Origin of the sequence: Glycomyces paridis (assembly GCF_004912155.1) — a bacterium.
GTDB lineage: Bacteria > Actinomycetota > Actinomycetes > Mycobacteriales > Micromonosporaceae > Glycomyces > Glycomyces paridis.
The window spans coordinates 23844-44260 of record NZ_STGX01000003.1 but is presented as its reverse complement, the minus strand read 5'-3'; the positions used below and the strand labels follow the sequence as shown (position 1 = coordinate 44260).

16 protein-coding genes are annotated in these 20417 nt (G+C 70.8%); 6 read left to right on the top strand and 10 right to left on the bottom strand.

The annotated features are described in order from the left end of the window. Positions 1–175: 175 nt before the first annotated feature. The 5 genes from E9998_RS04375 to E9998_RS04355 form a co-directional block, all read right to left on the bottom strand. A complete protein-coding gene (locus E9998_RS04375; RefSeq protein WP_136528494.1) occupies positions 176–1213 on the bottom strand; it encodes a 3-isopropylmalate dehydrogenase in 1038 nt (345 codons plus the stop codon). 212 nt (positions 1214–1425) lie between these two features. Beyond that, complete coding sequence (serA, locus tag E9998_RS04370) at positions 1426–3024, bottom strand: phosphoglycerate dehydrogenase (protein ID WP_136528493.1); 1599 nt, start codon at positions 3022–3024, stop codon at positions 1426–1428. Between the two features lie 501 nt (positions 3025–3525). After that, positions 3526–4062 (bottom strand): regulatory protein RecX, encoded by a 537-nt coding sequence (locus E9998_RS04365; protein ID WP_420842411.1) that lies wholly within the window; start codon positions 4060–4062, stop codon positions 3526–3528. Beyond that, on the bottom strand, positions 4037–5086 hold the full coding sequence (recA, locus tag E9998_RS04360; protein ID WP_136528491.1) for a recombinase RecA: 1050 nt from the start codon (positions 5084–5086) through the stop codon (positions 4037–4039). Before recA ends, E9998_RS04365 begins: the two co-directional genes overlap by 26 nt. 255 nt (positions 5087–5341) lie before the next feature. Further along, complete coding sequence (locus tag E9998_RS04355; RefSeq protein ID WP_136528490.1) at positions 5342–5545, bottom strand: DUF3046 domain-containing protein; 204 nt, start codon at positions 5543–5545, stop codon at positions 5342–5344. 135 nt (positions 5546–5680) lie between these two features. On the opposite strand from E9998_RS04355, the gene E9998_RS04350 reads away from it, so the two are divergent. The 4 genes from E9998_RS04350 to E9998_RS04335 all read left to right on the top strand — a co-directional run bounded on the left by E9998_RS04350 (position 5681) and on the right by E9998_RS04335 (position 10480). Then, on the top strand, positions 5681–6253 hold the full coding sequence (locus E9998_RS04350; protein ID WP_136528489.1) for a TetR/AcrR family transcriptional regulator: 573 nt from the start codon (positions 5681–5683) through the stop codon (positions 6251–6253). Between the two features lie 112 nt (positions 6254–6365). Further along, the gene (locus tag E9998_RS04345; RefSeq protein WP_136528488.1) at positions 6366–7799 is read left to right on the top strand and encodes a M48 family metallopeptidase; all 1434 of its coding nucleotides are present in this window, start codon (positions 6366–6368) and stop codon (positions 7797–7799) included. Between the two features lie 86 nt (positions 7800–7885). Then, positions 7886–9775 carry a M48 family metallopeptidase gene (locus E9998_RS04340; protein WP_136528487.1) on the top strand — a complete coding sequence of 630 codons (1890 nt, stop codon included), beginning with the start codon at positions 7886–7888 and terminating at the stop codon, positions 9773–9775. 261 nt (positions 9776–10036) lie between these two features. Then, positions 10037–10480 (top strand): DoxX family protein, encoded by a 444-nt coding sequence (locus tag E9998_RS04335; RefSeq protein ID WP_136528486.1) that lies wholly within the window; start codon positions 10037–10039, stop codon positions 10478–10480. A gap of 43 nt (positions 10481–10523) precedes the next feature. On the opposite strand, the gene E9998_RS04330 is transcribed toward E9998_RS04335, so the two are convergent. The 5 genes from E9998_RS04330 to E9998_RS04310 form a co-directional block, all read right to left on the bottom strand. Next, positions 10524–12539 (bottom strand): Hsp70 family protein, encoded by a 2016-nt coding sequence (locus E9998_RS04330; protein WP_136528485.1) that lies wholly within the window; start codon positions 12537–12539, stop codon positions 10524–10526. 297 nt (positions 12540–12836) lie between these two features. Further along, a complete protein-coding gene (locus E9998_RS04325) occupies positions 12837–14969 on the bottom strand; it encodes a DEAD/DEAH box helicase (RefSeq protein WP_136528484.1) in 2133 nt (710 codons plus the stop codon). Between the two features lie 204 nt (positions 14970–15173). Beyond that, positions 15174–16193 carry a GNAT family N-acetyltransferase gene (locus tag E9998_RS04320; protein WP_136528483.1) on the bottom strand — a complete coding sequence of 340 codons (1020 nt, stop codon included), beginning with the start codon at positions 16191–16193 and terminating at the stop codon, positions 15174–15176. Between the two features lie 94 nt (positions 16194–16287). Beyond that, a complete protein-coding gene (locus E9998_RS04315; RefSeq protein ID WP_136528482.1) occupies positions 16288–17334 on the bottom strand; it encodes a GNAT family N-acetyltransferase in 1047 nt (348 codons plus the stop codon). Next, positions 17331–18377 (bottom strand): GNAT family N-acetyltransferase, encoded by a 1047-nt coding sequence (locus tag E9998_RS04310; RefSeq protein ID WP_136528481.1) that lies wholly within the window; start codon positions 18375–18377, stop codon positions 17331–17333. Before E9998_RS04310 ends, E9998_RS04315 begins: the two co-directional genes overlap by 4 nt. A gap of 153 nt (positions 18378–18530) precedes the next feature. Here E9998_RS04310 and E9998_RS04305 point away from each other — a divergent pair, with 153 nt between their 5' ends. Continuing rightward, a complete protein-coding gene (locus tag E9998_RS04305) occupies positions 18531–19124 on the top strand; it encodes a SigE family RNA polymerase sigma factor (RefSeq protein WP_240037499.1) in 594 nt (197 codons plus the stop codon). Then, positions 19117–20355, top strand: a complete 1239-nt coding sequence (locus E9998_RS04300; RefSeq protein ID WP_136528479.1) for a TolB-like translocation protein — start codon at positions 19117–19119, stop codon at positions 20353–20355. Before E9998_RS04305 ends, E9998_RS04300 begins: the two co-directional genes overlap by 8 nt. The last annotated feature ends 62 nt before the right edge of the window (positions 20356–20417 follow it).

Genomic DNA, 20417 nt, shown 5'->3' with positions numbered 1-20417 from the left:
TCAGTTCAAAAAAGGCTCGGTAAGGATCGTTTTGGCGGTGCTCAGTGGTCCTGACGCCTAACTTACCGCTCGTTCAGGTGGGCGGGCGGCGTGTGGCCCGGTGGTCGCCGGCACGAGAAAACGCCCGGCGAGGCGTTCTGGTCGAACGCTGGCCCGCCGGGCGTCGAAGCTGCTTTCAGCTGAGCTGGCCGGCGACGTCGGCGGCTACTCGGTCGCCCACCTCGCCGGTCCGGATCGTGGCGCCGGACTCGCGTCCGGCGAGTTCGCGCTCCACGGCGGCGTTCACCGCGACGGCGGCGTCGGCGCGGCCGAGGTGCTCCAGCAGGAGCGCGGTGGAGCCGATCGCGGCCACCGGGTCGGCGACGCCCTGGCCGGCGATGTCGGGCGCCGAGCCGTGGACGGGCTCGAACGTCGAGGGGTGCGTGTGGTCGGGGTTGATCGAGCCGGTCGCGGCCAGCCCGATGCCGCCGGTCACCGCCGCGGCGATGTCGGTGAGGATGTCGCCGAACAGGTTGTCGGTGACGATCACGTCGAAGGTGTGCGGGCGGTTCACCAGGAACATGGCCGCGGCGTCGACGTGCTGGTACTCGGTGGTCACGTCCGGGTACTCGACGGCGACCTCGTCGAACGCGCGCTTCCACAGGCCGCCGGCGTGCACGAGGACGTTCGTCTTGTGCACCAGCGTCAGGTGGCCGCGGCGGCGGCGGGCGCGCTCGAACGCGTCGCGGACGACCCGCTCGGTGCCGTAGCGCGTGTTCAGGGACTCCTCGGTGGCGATCTCCGCGGCCGAACCGGTGTGGAGGTTGCCGCCGGCGCCGGTGTACAGGCCCTCGGTGCCCTCGCGGACGACCACGAAGTCGATGTCGCCGGGCTTGACGTCGGCGAGCGGCGAGGACGCGCCCGGGAACAGGCGGCTCGGGCGCAGGTTCACGTACTGGTCGAACTCGAAGCGCAACTTGAGCAGCAGGCCGCGTTCGAGGACCCCGGGGGGCACGGACGGGTCGCCGATGGCGCCCAGGAGGATCGCGTCGTGCTCGTCCAGTTCGGACAGCACCGAGTCGGGCAGGACCTCGCCGGTGCGGTTGTAGCGGCGCGCACCCAGGTCGTACTCGGTCGACTCGTATCCGGGAAGGGCCACGGCGAGCACCTTCTGCGCCTCGGCGATGACCTCTTGCCCGATCCCGTCGCCCGGGATGACCGCGATCCTGCTCATGCTGCCTCTCTGATGCCGATGCTCGATGCCCCCGCCTCGTCGCGCGGCCGTCGGAAGGCCTGTCGCTCCACTGCCGGTCGATTCATTCCCGATAATGCGGAATGCGGGCGGGTGCGTTCACCTTAACGCACCCGTCCCGCATTCCGACGAACGACTCTCAGCAGTTGGAACGCATCGAAGAACGTCCACTTCGGGGACGTTCCGACGCGCCGCTAGTCCTTGAGCGTCACCGCTTTGACGCCCGTCGCGCCGACCGCTTCCTTGATGCGGCCGAGCACCTCGGCGGGCACCGGCGCGTCCAGGGCCATCGCCATGACGGCCTCCCCGCCGGCGGCCTTGCGGGCCACCTGCATCGCGGCGATGTTGATGCCCAGGTCGCCCAGGGTCCCGCCGATGAGGCCGACCACGCCGGGGCGGTCGCCGTAGCGCAGGAACAGCAGCGAGCCGTCCAGGTCGATGTCGAGCTCGAAGCCGTCGATCTCGGTCAGGCGCGGGCCGCCGTGCGGGCCGGGGCTGATCGTGCCCGAGACCTGGAGGCCCCGGCCGTCGACCATCGCCCCGCGCAGGGTCAGCTCGGTCTGGTACTCCGGCGACTCCTTCGCCGTCAGCAGACCGACCTCGACGCCGCGCTGCTCGGCCACGAGCGGCGCGTTCACGTAGGTGACCGAGTCGGCCACGTCCACGAACAGGCCCTTGGACGCCGCGAGCTGGAGCACCGTCACGTCGTGCTCGATGACCTCGCCGCGGACCTCCACCGTCACCGACTGGACGGCCGAGCCGGCCAGCGCGTTGAAGGTGCGGCCCAGGCGCTCGGCCAGCGGCAGGAGCGGGCGCACGGCCTCGGCGACGATGCCGCCGGCCTGGACGTTGGCCGCATCGGGCACGAACTCGCCAGACAAGGCAAGTTTGACGCTCTTGGCGACCGCCAGGCCCGCGTTGTCCTGGGCCTCGCGGGTGGAGGCGCCCAGGTGCGGGGCGGCGACCACGTTGTCGAGGGCGAACAGCGGCGAGTCGGTGCACGGCTCCTTGACGAAGACGTCGAGGCCGGCGGCGGCGACGCGCCCGTCCTGGAGGGCCGCGGCGAGCGCGTCCTCGTCGATGAGGCCGCCGCGGGCGGCGTTGACGATCCGCACGCCGGGCTTGACCTTGTTCAGGGCGTCCTCGCCGATGATCCCGACGGTCTCGGGGGTCTTCGGCAGGTGGATCGTGATGAAGTCGGCGACCGACAGCAGCGTGTCGAGGTCGACGAGCTTGACGCCGAGCTTCGCGGCCAGCGCGGGCTGCGCGTACGGGTCGTAGGCGACCACGTCCATGTCGAAGGACTGCATGCGGGTGGTGACGAGCTGTCCGATCTTGCCGAAGCCGACCACGCCGAGGGTCTTGCCCTGGATCTCGACGCCGGTGAACTTCTTGCGGTCCCAGCGCCCGGCGCGCAGCGAGGCGTCGGCGCGGGCGATGTGGCGCGCGCTGGCGAGCAGCAGCGTGATGGCCTGCTCGGCGGCGGACACGATGTTGGAGGTCGGCGCGTTGACGACCATGACGCCGCGCTCGGTGGCGGTGGGGAGGTCGACGTTGTCGAGGCCGACGCCCGCGCGGGCGATGACCTTGAGCTTCGGCGCGGCCTCCATCGCGGGGGCGTCGATGGTGGTGGCGGAGCGGACGATCACGGCGTCGGCGTCGGTCAGCGCGGCGTGGAGGGATGCCACGTTCGTACCGTCGATCTCCCGGACGTCGAAGTCCCCGGAGAGGACCTCGATCGCGGCGGGCGCGAGCTGGTCGGCGATGACCACGACGGGTTTCGGTTCGGTCATGGGATACCTCGCAAAGGTAAGGAGAGACGGAGGACCGGGCGCGGCGCTGCGTCGTCGGGGCAATGGTATGTCGATCGCGTTAACGGCTCCTTACCGACCTGCCGCATTCCGGATGATGGAACGAGAGGACCCCGAAGGGTCCTCACAGAGCCGTTGCCATACCGCCGGGGAGTCGCTGTCGTACCCTTGCGTCACTTTTGATTCGGGGGCGAATGCGGACATGAGCCCCACTCAATTCGCAACCGCCCCCGGCTTCGATGGTGCCCGCCGCCTCCGACACCTGCATTCGCCGAAAATCCCGATGAATGGGATCGCCCGGCGGGCAGCGCCACACGGGCGGGCCGGAACACACCGGCCGAACCAGGCGGCCAGCGCCATCGCCGTTCGCGCGAGCAAACCGTGCCCGGCCCTCGGCCGCGACGGTCGCCTGCGAGGCTCATTCGAAGCGAGCGTCCTCGTCGAGGAGTTCGTGCTCTCGGGCGCGACGGTCGCCCGCGGGACTCATTCGAAGTGGGCGTCCTCGTCGAGGAGTTCGGCGGCGTCGCTTTCGGCCTCGGCGAGGACTTGTTTGACGACGGGGATGGCGATGCCCGAGCCGTAGCCCTTGCGGGCGAGCATGCCGACGAGTTTCCGCAGGACCGCGTCGTCGCTCTGGCCCGCGAGCGAGCGGTAGCGGCGGCGGGCGAGTTCGAGGGCGGCGGCGCGTTCGTCCTCGTCGCTGACCTGCTCGACGGCGGCGTCGATGAAGTCGGGGTCGACGCCCTTGCGGCGCAGCTCCCCTTGCAGGGAGCGCTTGGACAGGCCGCGCGAGCGGTGGCGGGACTCGACCCAGGCTCGAGCGAAGACCGCGTCGTCAATGAGCCCGACCTCGGCGTACCGCTCCAGGATGTCGGCGACCACGGTCTCCTCGAAGCCCTTGCGGCGCATCGAGTCACCGAGTTCGGAGCGGGTCCGCGGCCGGCCCGACAGCAGTTGGAGACAGTACTGCCGGGCCGCCTCGGGATCTCCGGGCTTAGAAGTCGACCGGGGGTTCTTCAATCTCGTCCTCGCTCGGCACGTCCACGGCGGCGTCGACGCCGAGCTTCTCCTTGATCTTCTTCTCGATCTCCAGGGCCAGGTCCGGGTTCTCCTTGAGGGTGAGCCGGGCCTTCTCCTTGCCTTGGCCGAGCTGGTCGCCCTCGTAGGTGTACCAGGCGCCGGACTTCTTCACGATGCCCTGGTCGACGCCCATGTCGATGAGCGAGCCCTCCTTGGACACGCCGTGCCCGTAGAGGATGTCGAACTCGGCCTGGCGGAACGGCGAGCCGACCTTGTTCTTGACGACCTTGACGCGGGTGCGGTTGCCGACGGCCTCGCCGGCGTCCTTGAGCGTCTCGATCCGGCGGATGTCCAGGCGCACCGAAGCGTAGAACTTGAGCGCTTTACCACCGGCCGTGGTCTCCGGCGAGCCGAACATGACGCCGATCTTCTCGCGCAGCTGGTTGATGAAGATCATCGTGGTGCCCGTGGTGTTCAGGCCGCCGGTGATCTTCCGCAGGGCCTGGCTCATGAGCCGGGCCTGGAGGCCCACGTGCGAGTCGCCCATCTCGCCCTCGATCTCGGCGCGCGGCACGAGCGCGGCCACCGAGTCGATGACGATGAGGTCGACCGCGCCGGATCGGACCAGCATGTCGGCGATCTCCAGCGCCTGCTCACCGGTGTCCGGCTGGCTGACCAGGAGGTCGTCGACGTTCACGCCGAGCTTCTCGGCGTAGATCGGGTCGAGCGCGTGCTCGGCGTCGATCATCGCCGCCACACCGCCCTCGGCCTGCACATTCGCCATGGCGTGCAGGGCGATCGTGGTCTTACCGCTGGACTCGGGACCGTAGATCTCGATGATCCGGCCCTGCGGCAGACCCCCGACGCCGAGCGCCACGTCGAGCGCGATCGAACCGGTCGAGATGGTCTTGACGTTCTGCTTCGGCTTCTCGCCCAGTCGCATGACCGAGCCCTTGCCGAACTGCTTGTCGATCTGGGCCAGCGCGAGATCGAGCGCCTTGGCCTTGTCCTGAGCGGAATTCATTCCGCCTCCCCTGGATCCTGTCTGCTTAGCCATACCGAATACGGTAGTCGGCCCCTCCGACAACCTAGAACAACGGCTTGTTCGAACAGGGCACATCTCGCAGAGATGAAAGAAGCACAGCTCGCAGAGATGAGGAACGCACAGCTCACGGAGATGAAGGAAGCACGGTTCAGGGAGACGAGGGAGGCACGCATCAGAGCACCGGCGAGCACAACCCCCGGCGGCGCGCCGGACGCCTCCCCGGTCAGACCCGCCCTACCGGACCAGGCGGGACGGGATGCGCTCCGGCCAGGCGCGGCACACCGCCATCCACACGGCCTTGGCGTTCTCGCCCTCGGCCAGCGCCTGGTCGATGGTGCGTCCGCCGAGCTGGGAGAGAGTGTGGTCGCTCGCCACGGAGCGGGCGTAGGTCCGCCCGAAGGTCTCGTGCATCCGATCCCAGAAGTCGCTCAGTTTCACGCGCCCGCCGCCCCTCGTCGTCGCGCCGCCCCGCCGGTCCGCGCCGTGCGGCGCGCCGCTGCGGTGGCGGCTCCTCGGGCACTACGGTAGGCGACTGCATGGCCTGGGGCCAAGCCCAGGTGGCAAGATTGCCAGGTGCCTCGCGTCAGCCAAGAACACCTCGACTCCCGCCGTCAGCAGATCCTCGACGGCGCCCGTTCGTGTTTCGCCCGGTTCGGCTACGAGGGGGCGACCGTACGGCGGCTCGAAGAGGCCACGGGGCTCTCACGAGGGGCGATCTTCCACCACTTCCGCGACAAGGACGCGCTGTTCCTGGCGGTGGCGTCGGTCGACGCGGCCGAGATGGCGGCCACGGTCGCCGAGCGCGGCCTGGTCGGGGTGATGCAGGACCTCACGGCCGGGGCCGACAAGCCCGAGATCGCCGGTTGGCTCGGCACGCAACTGGAGGTCGCTCGGCGTCTGCGCACCGACCCGGTGTTCGCCGAGGCCTGGGGCCGCCGCCGCGAGGCAATCGCCGAGGCCAGCCGCGAGCGTCTGGAGCACCAGCGCGAGATCGGCGTGCTGCGCACCGACCTCGACATCGAGGTGCTGGCCGGTTTCCTCCAGCTCATGTACGACGGCCTCGTCCGCTACCTGGCGACAGGCCGCGACGACCTCGACATCCCCCGAGTCCTCCAACTGGTCGAAGACGCAGTCCGCCGCCACTGAGGACCTCTCATCTAGCATTCGGCAGATGAACCCCTCGAGACCACTCGCGACCACCGCCGCCCCAGGCGCTCGCAGATTCCACAGACGGCGTGTGGTCCTTGCATCGGTCCTGATGCGGGGCGTCTACGCGTACACGGTCTTCGCGGCCTGTTTCGTCGCTCTCCTGCCATGGGCGTTCGGCCGCCGACTGAGCTTCGAGGCGCCTCTGGACCTGGGCCTCTACGTACTGGCGGCGTTGGGAGCCTTGGGAGTACTCGCGCAGACCTGGCCACTCGCCAAGGCGCACCGCGCCGTCTTGCGGCGACGTCCGGAGGGCACACCGCTCAGCCGGGAGGACGCCCCCGGACTATGGGACCTGGCGGAGCGCACCGCGAGCGCACTCGGATCGCCGATGCCCGATTCGATCGTCGTCGATGCGCATCCCGAATTCCGCCTGTGGGCCTTCACCGAGCGCACAAGGACGTCGTTCACCGTCACCGTCGGACTGCCGCTGCTGACGTCGCTGACCACCGGACAGGCCCGCGCGCTCATCGCCCGGCTCCTCGCCGCCACGACCGGTTGGGCCTGGCGCCATGCCCGCACCACGACCGGGCGCGACCTGCTGCGACTGGCCCTGCGCCACCCGCTCCTGCACCGCAGGAATCCGCTCGCTTGGCCGCTCAGGGGCTACGCCGACCTGTACTTCGAACTGCACGGCGCGACCGACCGGGCGATGACCTTCGATGCCGACATGAGGGCGGCGCAGGTCGCAGGCGGTGCGCACCTGCAATCCGCGCTGCGCGAGACCTTGGCGACCGAATGGGCCTGGCACTCGTTCGACCATCGGTTCCTGCGCCGCTGGGACCGGGCGCGCCTGGTGCCGAGTGATGTCCTCGGTGGATACGCCCTGTACAGAGAGCACCATCCAGACGAGATCGCCGCGCTCCTCAGTCTCACGCTCGACAACGGGAACCCGCGCTCGCGCTACCCCTCGTTCCGCCGACGGTTCGCCGCAACCGACGGAATCGAGGGAACGGCGCACGAGAACGACGGCGCGACCGCGCTGGACCTCCTCGCCGATGCCGATCGACTGCGGGCGCGGTTCGAAGACCGTTACACGGCACCTGGAAGCGAACGCGTCGACTGGGGCGACCTCGGCGAGCGAGCCTCGCTCGGCTTCCACCGCCCCGTGGCAGCGGCGGCGTACCAAGCGATCGCCAAAGCGCTTCCGAGCAGGCCCGCGGGGCTCGATGCCGTCGTCGCCGAGATCGAGGCGGGCCGCCGTGACCGCCTGTTCCGTTCGCTGGATCGAGCGCGGTTCCCCGCGAACGGATTCGAGTCGATGCTCGTCTGCGCCGCGTTCGCCTCAAAGGCGCTGCGAACCGAGATCCCCTGGGCCGGAACGATGGCGCCGAAGTGCGTCGACGGTCGACCGTTCGATACCCGGGTATTGCAGAAACCTCTCTTCTCGATCCCTCCTGACCCGGCCCGATTCCGGTTGCAGCTCAAGGAAGTCGGCGTCGACATCGCGCTGGCCGCACTCGACTCGGGTCCGGAGGGAAGCTGAGGGGAACGCGCCTGCCGCAGAAATAGCCGGGCCGGATACGCAGCCCCTGCAGGAGGGCTGCGCGAACATCACTAATATTCCTCCACATGAGTCCCTCAGACATGTCGAATAGTGCCCCTTCCCCTCGCAAGTCCACCGCGCTGCGCGCCGCGATCTCCGTGGTGCTGCTCGGCGGCTTCTACATTTACGCCCTGGTCATCGCCGCCGCGGTCGCGGCCGGGACCGTGTATGCGGTCTCGAAGTTCGGCAGCAGTCGCGCCAGCGTCGAGGTGATCGTCTTCGGCGGCGGCATCACGCTCGCCGTGATCGTGGCGCTGTACCGGGCACTGCGGCACAAGTCCGAAGCGCCGCAAGGCGTTCGGCTCTCCCGCGAGGACGCTCCCGGCCTGTGGGAGTTGGCCGAGCGCTCGGCGGAGGCCGCGGGGACCCGCGGTCCCGACGAGATCATCGTGGACCCGGAGTTCAACGCCGCCGTCACCGAGCAGACGAAGGCGCTCGGCCTCATCGGCGGGCGCCGGTACCTCATCGTCGGGCTGCCGCTCCTGTCCTCCTTCAGCACCGGGCAGTTCCGCTCGGTCATCGGCCACGAGTTCGGCCACTACTCGGAGTCGCACACGCGCCTCGGCGCGCTGGCCTACCGGGGCCACGTCTCGGTTCAGCTCATGCTGAACGCGTTCGCCTCGCGCCGGTTCAACCCGGTGAACTGGCTGTTCCGGGCGTATGCGGAGCTGTTCTTCACCGTGCAGGCGAGTGTGAGCCGGACCCAGGAGTTCGAGGCCGACCAGGTCGCGGCGAGGATGACCGGCGGGGAGAACACCCGCTCGGCGTTCCGGGAGCTGCCGGTCATGGCCGCCGCCTGGGAGCGTTTCACGGAGCAGTACATGCTTCTTGGCGCGGGCGAGCGCCTGGTGCCGCGGGACGTGTTCGGCGGGTTCAAGTCCTTCCGTGAGGGCCGCGCCGAGGAGATCGCGGAGCTGCGGAGCGCGCCGCTGCCGAGTGAGACGCACCGGCGCGACACCCACCCGGCGATCGCCGACCGCGTCGCCGCGCTCGAGGGCGTGCCCGGGGGCCCGCAGGCCGGGGACGAGGCGCCCGCCACCGGGCTCCTCGCCGACTTCAACGCGGTCGCCGAGCGCGTGGACGCGGAGTGGATCTCCGCGGAGGTCGAGCGGGTGCCGTGGTCGGAGCTGTGCCACCGCGTCGTGGCCGTCTCCCAGCGCAAGCAGGCCGACGCGGCCTACCGGGCGATCGGTCGGGTGCTCGGCGCCGAGAAGGCGAACCTGGACGCGTTCATCGGCGAGATCGAGGCCGGTCGCGGCGAGGCGTTCCTCAAGAGCCTCGCGGGCGCGAACTTCCCGCGCTCGGGCGTGAACGCGATGGTCGCGAGCGCGGCCGAGGCCTCGGGCGCGCTGCGGGTGGAGCTGAGCTGGGACGGGCCGATGAAGGTCCTGGGCTCGGACGGCGAGCCGTTCGACCTCGCCGGGGTCGCGGAGGCGCTGGTCGGGCCGGGCGCCGACGCCGCGAAGGCGCGGGCGCTGCTGGCGGAGCGGGGCGTCGACGTGGCACTGGGCGCTCCGAGCGGCAGCGGCGACGCGGCCTCCCATGCGGCCGAGAAGGCCCGGATCATCGCGGCCACCGACGTGGTCGAGCTCGACGGGGTCAAGCACCACATGTTCGCCGCGACGACGGGGTTGGCGTTCGTGCCGATCCGGCCGCGCTCCGGCGAGGGCGAGAAGCGGCTGCGTGCCGTCATGGAGGAGTCCGGCGGCATGGAGGGCCTGGTCAAGGCCTCGGCGCTGTGGCTGCCGTTCGAAGAGGTCAAGCACGTCGAGCGCCTGAAGGGCTTGAGCTTCAAGGCGACGATCACAACGCAGGCGGGCGCGACGCACATGTTGGTGGAGAAACTCTCCAGTGACGACGTTGGGAAGCCGTTCGAGGTGGTCGAGCAACTGATGAAGCAGCTCGCCGAGCGCTAGGGGGCGCGGTCGGAGCGGAGGCGGCGGGCGTTGCCCGCCGCCTCTTTCGTCCCTTTGGAGATATCGAGCAAATCAGGCAACATACTGTGAACACGGTGCATATTTACATGTACCTATATTTCTTGGTATGATCCCGGGTTAGTTGAACTATCAACGAATGCTGCCTCGGGCTCCCCACCCGGAGACAGCGGTCAACGGCGACCCCTGTCCGGCGCTCCCTGTCGGCTCGAACCAGTGCAGCACCAACCTGGGAGGGCATATATGTTCGCCAGACTCCAACCGTACGGACTGCTCATCGGACGCGTCATGCTCGGCGTCGTCTTCATCGCACACGGCTGGCAGAAGTTCGCCGACGGCATCGACCACTCGGTGCAGAGCTTCGAGAGCTTGGGTATCCCGGCACCCGCGCTCTCGGCCTACTTCACCGCCACCGCCGAACTCGTGGGCGGCGTGCTGCTCATCGTCGGCGCGCTCATGCCGCTCACCGGACTCGTACTCGCGGGCATCATGCTCGGCGCGATGTACTTCGTCCACCTCGACGGCGGCTTCTACTCGAGAAACGGCGGTTTCGAATACGTCCTGACCCTCGCGGCGCTCTCGGTCGCGATCGGATTCTCCGGAGGCGGCGCCTGGGCGCTCGACAAACTCTGGCTCAACAAGAAGGACGAGGCGGCCGAGCCCGCCCCGGCCGAAAGCGCAGTCTGAACCGCATCCGGGCGGCGCCGAGCGATCGGCGCCGCCCGGACCTTCAGCACGGCCGCACGCCCCCGAGCGAGTTCACGTCCTCGGGGTCGATGACGAGCCACACGAACGGCACGTAGCCGAACTCCCCCTCGCTCAACCGCACCCGCACCATGACGTCGGAGGCGTCCTTGCCCGGGTGGTAGTCCCAGTAGCCGTCGGCCTCCTCGCCGCGCGGCGTGATCGTCTCGGCGGTCTCGTAACAGACGAGGTCGAACTCCTCCCCCACTTCGGCATAGGCGACGGTGTCGGCGACGTCGGCAGTCCCCCGGACGCCCGGGTCGCCGCCCTGCTCGCGGCAGTACTCCCGGGTCGAAGGGCAGTCCCAGTAGACCGTCCCGAGCTGCATCGGCGTGGTCGCCTCGCCTTCGAGCGGCGTCGCCTCGGCGTCCGCCGGGTCCTCCCCCGGGCCGTAGACGGCGACCGCGTAGCCGGTGTTCGCCCACAGCTCCTCAAGCGTGAACTCGTCGCAAGGCTGCTCCGGGTAGGTCTCGGCGCCCGCTCCGGCGTCGATGACGGCGGTGCAGCCCTCCATGCCCTCTTCGGCGCTGGTGCGGACCGTGATCGTGGTCGGCGTCGTGTCGATCGCGACGATCGACACCTCGCTCCAGTCGGCGGTCTCGTCGGCGGTCTCTTCAACAGCGCTCGCCGAGGTCTCCTCGGTGGTGTCGCTCTCGCCCGACGGCTCGCCGTCGCGGCCGGCGGCGTCGGTGAGGAACCAGGTCACGCCCGCCACGAGCGCCAAGGCGAGCACGACGACGAGTGCCAGCAGCCACGGCACCGTCCGGTTCGGACGGACGGGAAGCACCGGGGACAGGAGCGCGGGGGCCGCGTAGCCCGCGGGCGGGAGGGTGCCGGGCGTCTGCGGGGACGGTGAGGCGGCCGGGGTGACCGGCGGCAGCGCGGCGGCCGGGGTGACCGGGAGCGGCGGCGCGGTGGCCGATCCGGCGACCGCGCCTTCGCTCACGACGAGCTCGGGCTGCTCGATGAGCGTCGGCGCGATGCCGAGTTCCTGGTGGATCATGGTGGCGGCCAAGGGCATCCGGCTTGCACCGCCGACCATGAAGACGCCAGCCACCCGGTCGGGGCCGAGCCCGGCCTCGCGCATGACGGCCTTGGTGATCGCGACGGCCTCGGTCAGGAGCGGGCGGGCGAGGAGTTCGAGTTCGGCGCGGGTCATCAGCTCGTCGTTGGCGAAGCCGGGCACGGCGATCTCGGTCGCGGTGCTGCGCGACAGGCGCTCCTTGGCCTCGCGGACCTCGTCGTAGAGCGCGAACCGGCGCCGGAGGGTCGCGCTCGGGGCGCCGGGGGCGAGCAGGGCGCGCCACTGCCCGGCGCGCTCCTCGGAGCCGTCGTAGCGCCCGCCGAGGTACTCGACGAGGGCCTGGTCCAGGTAGTGGCCGCCGATGCGGTCCGAGCCGTCGACGGCGAGGACTTCGTAGCCGGTGCCGGTGCGGGCCACCGCGCTCGCGTCGAAGGTGCCCGCGCCGAGGTCGAAGACGACGACCGCGCGGCCGGGTTCGAGCGCGTGGCCGAGGACCTCGGCGAAGTAGCGGGCGGCGGCCACCGGCTCGGGCATGAGGATCGGCGCGCCCGCGCCGGCGGACGCGGCGGCGTCGGCGACGATGTGTCGCCTCGCCGGACCCCACCCGGCGGGCACGGTCACGGTGACGGCGCGCGGAAGGCCTGCGGTGGTCCCGCATTCGGCGATGACGCGGCGCAGCACGGCGGCGACCGCCTCGCGGACCGGAATCTCCTTGTCGGCCAGGAGGAGCGAGCCCTCGCCGAGGCGGAGCTTGGGGTTGCGCTCGTAGCGCTCGGGACGCAGGCGGCCTTCGCGGGCGGCGTCCCGCCCCACCAGGACGTTTGCATCGATGCCGAGGTATATCCCAGAGGGCAGCAGGGGGTTGCCCTCGAAGAGGAGCTGGTGGCGGCGGCCGTCGCCGCGCACGACCGTCGCGACCGTGTTGTGGGTGCCGAAGTCGACGCCGAGCGCCGCCGCCGTTCGGGAGACAGGGTCCATGCCGGGCCTTCTGCGGGTGGTCGTGGAGGGTGACCGACACAGCGTACTCGGGCCCGGACACTCGGGGAGCCTTCACGTTCGGCGGCTGGAAGGTTCGGTGAACGGCAACACCAGACCGGCTCAGGCGCCTCGCCGCAGGTCGGACGCCTTGCGCCGCAGGCTATGCGAGTCTCTCGCGGCGGTCCGGATCGAGAGCACTGCTGCGGGAACACCGCACCGAGCAGCGAGACGGCCCGGCCCGCAACGGAACGCGAAGCGGCCCCGGGGAAACCCCGGGGCCGCTCGCTCTGTCAATGCCTACCAGCGGTCGCGACGCTCGCGGTCGCCTCGGAAGCCGCCGCGGTCGTCGCCGCGGAAGCCGCCGCGACCGCCACGGTCGTCGCCGCCGCGGTTGTCGTAACCGCCGCGGGAGGGACGGTCGCCGTACCCGCCGCTGCTGCTGCCGCCGCGGTAGCCGCCGCCCCGGTTGTCCCGGTCGCCGTAGCCGCCGCGCGAGGGACGGTCGCCGTAGCCGCCGCCCTCGCGGTTGCCGCGGTAGCCGCCGTCGCGGTTGCCGTAGCCGCCGCCTTCACGGTTGCCCCGGTAGCCGCCGCCTTCGCTGCCGCCGCGGTAGCCGCCTTCACGGTTCCCCCGGTAGCCGCCGCGGTCGCCGCCTTCACGGTTGCCGCGGTAACCGCCGCGGTCGCCGCCCTCGCGGTTGCCGCGGTAGCCGCCGCCTTCACGGTTCCCGCGATAGCCGCCGCGGTCGCCGCCTTCACGGTTCCCCCGGTAGCCGCCGCGGTCCTCGCTGCGCGCGCCGCGGTCGTTGCGGCGCTTGGTCGGGCCTTCGATGATCTCGCGCTCGGCCTGCTCGCGCAGACGGGTCGCCTCGGTCCGCAGGCCTTCGGCGTCCTCGCGGAGGCGCTGGATCTGCGACTCCAGGCGGGCGGCCTCGGCGTCGTTCTGCGAGGCCTGGTGGTCGGCGGCCACGGCGCGCAGGTCGGTGAAGTTCCGGGCGCCCATGAGCGCGGTCAGCTCGGCGTCGAAGTTGTCGTTCACGTAGTGGCGCTGCGCGTCGACGCCGGCCCGCTCGATGAGGCTGAACATGCCGCGGTTCTGGTGCGGGAGCACGAGGGTCGCGACGTGGCCGGACTGCCCGGCGCGCGCGGTGCGGCCGGCGCGGTGCAGGTAGTCCTTGTGGGTCTTGGGCGGGTCGACGTGGAGGACCATGTCGACGCCGTCCACGTGGATGCCGCGGGCGGCGACGTCGGTGCACACCAGGGCGTCCAGGCGGCCGTTCTTGAAGCGGTCCAGGACCTTCGAGCGGTCGACCTGGGACATGCCGCCGTGCAGGCCCTCGGCCTTGACGCCGGCCTCGCGCAGCTCCTCGGCGATGCGGTCCACCGCGAGCTGGGTGCGCACGAACACCATCGTCAGGCCCGGGCGGGCCGCGACGGCGGCGGTCATGGTGGCCTTGTCGCGCGGGCCGATGAGCAGCAGGTGGTGGCTCATGGTCGTGACCGAACCGGCCGACGGGTCCACCGAGTGGGTGACCGGGTCGGAAAGGTACTTCTTGACCAGGACGTCGATCTCCTTCTCCAGTGTCGCGGAGAAGAGCATGCGCTGGCCGCCGACGGGGAGCATGTCGAACAGCTCCTCGACCTCGGGCAGGAAGCCCATGTCGGCCATCTGGTCGGCCTCGTCGAGGATCGCCAGCTCGACGTCCTCCAGCGAGCACTCCCCGCGGCGGATGAGGTCGCGCAGGCGGCCCGGCGTGGCGACGAGCATGTCGACGCCCGCGCGCAGCGCGTCGATCTGACGCGAGAACGCGGTGCCGCCGCAGACGACCTTCATGTCGATGCCCACGGCGTCGCCGAAGGTCTGGAGCGACTCGGCGACCTGGATCGCGAGTTCACGCGTGGGAGTGAGGATGATGGCGCGCGGGCGCTTGGCCTTGGTGCGGCCGCCGGCGGCGAGCCGCGACAGCGTCGGCAGGCCGAACGCCAGGGTCTTGCCCGAACCGGTCTGGCCGCGGCCGAGGATGTCGCGCCCGGCCAGGGCGTCGGGGATCGTGGCGGCCTGGATCGGGAAGGGCGTGACGATGCCCTGCTCGGCCAGCGCGGCGCTGATCTTCTCGGGCAGGCCGAGTTCTTCGAAGGTCGGCCCGGTCTCGGCGGGGTCGACCTCGTCGGTGGCGACGGTGAACTCCTCGGCGGCGGTCTCGGCCGCGGGGGCCTCAGCCGTCTCGGCCTCAGCCGTCGCAACCTCGGGAGCCTCGGTCTGGACCGGGGCGGTCGCGGCTTCGGCCGGGGCGGCTTCGGCGGTGGGGGCCTCGGTCACCGGGGCGGCCTCGGGGGCCGGCGCTGCGGTGGTTTCGGGGGTTTCAGTGGTTTCGAGTGCGGTGTCGGATTCACTGATGGCAGCATCCGGCACAGTCGGGTCAAGAGTCATGGTTCGCCTTCCGCGAGAACGACTTCGTAAATGACGCACGTTCCGCGGAGATTGAGGTTCACCATAAGCCGACGGTGATGGGGCGGGACGCGCCTGATCGGGCCACTTTGAGGGCCAGCTAAAGACAATAGCCGACCGCGAGGGCGGGTTGCCACCTCCACGGTCGGCTTGTGCCTGGAGACACCTTTTCGGGTGCCGTCCGGGTCAGAGCTTGATCTGGAATTCCCCTCCGGCGTCGACGATCTCGTAGCCGAGGACGACGTTGATGTCGATCATCGGCGCGTTGACGTCGGCGTTGTCGGTCCAGATGTGGGCGACCCCGGGGCGGTTCTCGCGCACGAGCGCGAGGTTGACGAGTTTGAGCAGCAGGCCGAGGCGGTGGCCGCGGTGGGCCGGGTCCACGATGGTGATGCCCTGGAACGCGTCGGTGTAGGCGTCGTCGTCGTAGGTGAAGACGGCGGTGTTGGCGACGACCTCGCCGCTCGCGCGGTGGCGGGCGACGGTCTGGATCGGGGTGACGCCCATGGCCGCGTTGCGGTCGGCGCGGGCGTTCTTGATCTCGGCGTCGATGGTCTCGGGTTCGAGTTCGAGGTCGCCGAGGGGTACCTCGGCGAGGATCGTGGAGTCGATGCGGGCCATGGTCTCGACCAGCTCTTCGGGCGTGCGCCCGATCCAGGAGATGATCTCGTACTCGTCGCCCGCGGCGGCCCTGGCCTTGGCGAGGAGGTCGCGTTCGGTCTCGGGGTCGAGGGCGTCGACCGCGCAGCGGCGGTTGATCACGGTCAGGGCCAGCTTGAAGCCGTGCTTCTCGAGGAACAGCTGCCCGGCCTTGTCGCGTTCGACGCCGTCTTCCCAGGTCATATGGGTGTCGAGGGTGACCTCGGTGCGGCCGCGGGCGCGGGCGTAGGCGAGGAAGTGGTCCAGGAGCGCGGTGCCGACGCCGCGGCGGCGGTGCTCGGGGTGGACGATGAGGTAGGCCCAGCCGAAGTGCAGGTTGCTGCGGTTGGGGAGGCCGATGTAGAGGTAGCCGACGACCGTGCCGTCCTCGACGGCGACGAAGTAGGCCTCGTCCTCGTCGGGGGGCGGGTTGACCAGGCCCTTCGCGAAGTTGCCCGCGTGGGGCGCCGGGTTCTCCGGGCCGTCGGCCGCGTGGGCGGCCCGCTGCACCTCGAAGGCGCCGGAGACGAGGTCGCCGTCAGCGGGGTCGAGTTCGATGATTTCCATGCCGTCAGTGTGGGCAACGGGAATGACCTGCGGCAACCGAATTTAGAATCCGATGCGGACGGCCGGGCCCCGCCGGTCGGCGGGGCCGCGGCGGTCAGGCGGCGAGGTCGCGGCGGTAGGAGACGCGGGCGTCGACGGGGCGGAAGCCGAGCCGGTCGTTGATGTCGACCATGTTGGCGTTGGTGTCGGCGTTGCCGGTCCAGACGCGGGCGGTCTCGGGGAACCGCTCGCGCAGGAGCCGGAGGTTGGCGAGTTTGACGAGCAGGCCGAGGCGGTGGCCGCGGTGGTCCGGGTCGACGATCGTGATCGCCTGGTGCGCTTCGGGATCGTCGTCGCGGGCGTAGATGACGGTGTTGGCGGCGACCTCGTCGGTGCCCGCGGGGACGGCGATGGTGCGGATGAGGCGGTCGCCCTTGGCCTCGGCGCTCTGCTCCCTGGCGCGCACGAAGTCGGCGTCGACCTCGCGGGGGCGCAGGTCGACGTCGCCGAGTGGGATCTCGGCGAAGATCCTGGAGTCGATCCGGGCGAGACCGTCGACGTAGCGGTCGGGGCTGCGCCCGGTCCAGGAGACGACTTCGTAGCCGCCGGAGGCCTCGGTGGCCTCAGCCCACAGGCGTGCTTCCTCGGCGTGGTCGATCGCGGCGAGGTCGAGGCTGCGGTCGACCTCGGTGAGGGCGGCGGTGAAGCCGCGGCGTTCGAGGAACCGGGGGCCGTCGTCGGGGCGGGCAGGGCCGCCCTGCCAGGCGATGCGGGCGAGGACGACGATCTCGGTGCGGCCTTCGGCGCGGGCGGTCTCCAGGAGGAGGTCGAGCAGCGCGGAGCCGACGCCGCGGCGGCGGTGGGCCGGGTCGACCACGAGGTCGGCCTCCACGTAGTGGCGGTTCTCCTTCTGCGGCAGGTAGGTCCACAGGACGCCGAGAGCGTCGCCGCCGTCGGTCGCGAGGTGGCACCGGTACGCGGAGTCGGGCGGCGGGTGCCGGAGTGCGTCGGCGTAGGTGCGTTCGGGGACCTCGGCGAGTTCGGGGGTCTCGGCGGCGCGCTGGCGCTCGAAGAGGTCGGCCACGCGCGCCAGCGCGGCCGTGTCGGCGGCTTCGACGCGGTCGATCCTCAGCCGGCTGGGACTCAGGCGGCCGGGGCTCATGCGGACGGCGCTTCGAGTTTGCGCTGGTATTCGGCGTTGGCGTCGACGGTGGCGTAGCCGAGGAGCTCGTTGATGGCGATCATCGGGGCGTTGACGTCGGCGTTGTCGGTCCAGATCCACGCCACGTGCGGGAAGCGCTCGCGCAGTTGGCGGAGGTTGGCGAGTTTGAGGAGGAGGCCGAGGCGGTGGCCGCGGTGGGCGGGGTCGACGATGGTGATGCCCTGGTGCCCGTCGGCGTGGTCGCCTTCGTCGACGCCGATCTCGGTCCAGGCGACGACTTCGCCGGTGGATCGGTCGACGGCCACGGAGTGGACGTTGACGCGGCCTTCGGCGGCGTTGACGGCCTCCCTGCCGCGGAGCTTCTTGGCGTCGACCTGTTCGGGCTGGAGGTCGAGTTCGCCGAGGGGGATCTCGCTCATGATCATGGTCTCCATGCGGCACATGGTGATCAGGAGGTCGTCGGGGACCGGTCCGGCCCATTGGCGCAGTTCGTAGGCGTCGCCGGCCTTAGCGCGGGCCTCGTCGTAGCGGCGGGTCTCCTCGTCGGCGCCGAACGGTGCGGCGGGACTACGGCGGTTGACGGTGGTCAGCGCGCGGGTGTAGCCGCGGCGTTCGAGGGCCCGCGCGCCGGTCTCGTCGCGTTCGGGGCCGTTCTCCCAGTACATCGGGACGGCGGTGACGACGGTGGTGCGGCCCTGTTCGGCGCAGAAGCGCTCGACGTGGGCGAGGAGGGCGGCGCCGTGGCCGCGGCGCCGGTGTCCGGGATGGACGGTGACGGCGAAGGTGGCGAAGTCCTGGTTCTCGTCGAGGAAGAAGTTGACGCGGCCGAGGCCGATCACGTGCTCCTCGCCGTCGTCGCCGGTCTCGACGGCGGCGAACCAGTGCTTCCGGCGGCCGGGGAAGAGGTGGGTGAACATGGTCTTGTAGAACCGCTCGACGGGCTCGGGGTTCTCGGGAGTGTCGGCCTCGTGGGCGGCGGTCAGGAGGGCGAAGGTCCGGTCGATCAGATCGGGCCTGGCCTTGTCGAATTCGATGATCCGCACGGCCTCAGTGTGACCGGTGGGCGGGGCGGTTTCAATCGCGTTTCCGTATCGTCCGTTCGGTCGGCGATGGCGGGCCGTTCGTAGGATACGGCCGGCCGCCCCGCTGCTCGTCTTGGTGGGTACCCAAGCTTTTCTCGTGGAATGGAACCGATCGTGAGCGGATCTACCGTCCCTTCAGGGGCACCGCCGACGCGGCAGGGCGAGTTCGAGGACTTCGTCAGAGCGAGGTCGGGCGCCCTGTGCGCCGCGGCCTTCCTGCTCACCGGCGACCGCGGGCTCGCCGAGGACCTCGTGCAGGACGCCCTCGCCCGGACCTGGCGGTCCTGGAAGCGCCTGCACCGCACGGCGAACGCCGAGGCCTACACCAGGCGCACCATGTACCACCTGCATGTGAGCCGCTGGCGGCGCAGGAAGGTCGCCGAGATCGCGACCGACGCCGTGCCCGAGCCAGACGGCGTCGACGGCGAGGCCGACACGGCGCTGCGCCTGGCGGTGCACGCCGCGCTCCTGTCGCTCCCCGCGAAGCAGCGGGCGGCGATCGTGGTCCGGTACTTCGAGGACCAGACCGAGGCGAGCGCGGCCGCGATCCTCGACTGCCCGGTCACCGCGCTGCGGTCCCGCGTCCAGCGCGGCCTGCGCCGGCTGCGCACCTCCTTCCCCGAACTGGTCGTCCTCGGCGACTCGGGCCAGCGGGTGGACCGCTGGGAGGCCGAATTCGTGACCATGAGGGGAGAGGCCAATGCCTGACTCGATTCGCGAACTGCTGCAAGGCATCGCGGGAGACGAGCCCGGACCTTCTCGCGACCTGGCATCGGGTGCGCTGGGGCGCGCCCGCACCATCGGCCGCCGCCGCCTCGCGGCGGGGTCGATCGCCGCGGTCTGCGCGCTGGCGCTCGCGGGCGCCGGTGCGGCGGCCTTCATCGGCACCCGGAACGCGGACGCGGTCCCGCCGGCCGACGACCCGACCACGTTCGAGACCGGCCCTGTCGACGACAGCACCGTGGAGACGGAGCGTCCCGAGGACGAGACGGTCACGACCGGTTGCGGGGTCCGCCCGGGCGACTGGGGGGACAACGGGTACGCGTTCCCCGGCCGCGGCGAGTCGGAGCCGGCGGCGCTCGCGGGAGACCTGCCCTGGAGGATGCTGTTCCACGTGACCGATGCGGCGCAAGGCGAACGGTATACCCACGAAGTCCGCACCGGGGACGGCGAGGAGGAAACGACCGGTCTGGACGTCCCGCGCGACTACCTGTTCCACCCGTCCCCCGACGGCACCCGGGCCCTCACGGTCGACCGGGGCGACATGTGCAGTGCGGCGTACGTGGAGCTGAACGACTACCGGTACGAGGGCCCCGACGAGTTCGCGTTCGCGACCGAGCAGGTGATCTCCGTCGAGCCGATCCACTGCCCGATCAGCTGGTCGCCCGACTCGGACAAGGTCCTCTTCCACGAGCCGGTCGGCTTCGAGAACGCGAAGGGCTACATGCTCGACGTGAGCACCGGCGAGCTGACCGAACTGCCCGAGGCGCTGGCCTGCGGGGCGGTCTGGCTGCCGGACGGCGAGTTCCTCTGGGACGGTTCGTCCACGGTGATGCGGCCCGACGGCTCCGACGCGACCGAGCTGCCGGGCCTCGCCGACCACGTCATCGGCGGTGACGACCTGTGGTGGCCCACCGGAGTCTCGGCCGACGGCGGGGAGGTCTGCGCCCAGGACTACTTCGAAGAGGAGGGCGACATCGACGCCTGGACCTGCGACTTCTACGTCGACACCGCGACCGGTGACGAACTGGACCTGCCCGTCGAGGGCGACACGCAACAGGTCGTGTTCCTCGCCGACGGGTCGATGATCGAGCTGGTGGACGACGGCGGGGTGCGGACCCTGTACCTCGTGGACCCGGCCGGGGAGATCGCGGACGAGCGGACCCTCACGGGGCTCCTGGACGGCGAGCTGGAGCTGCTCTCCTACCTCACCGGCTGAGGCCCGGCACCACAGAAGCCGCTGTCCTTCAGGTGAAGGGCAGCGGCTTCGGCTTATAGGTT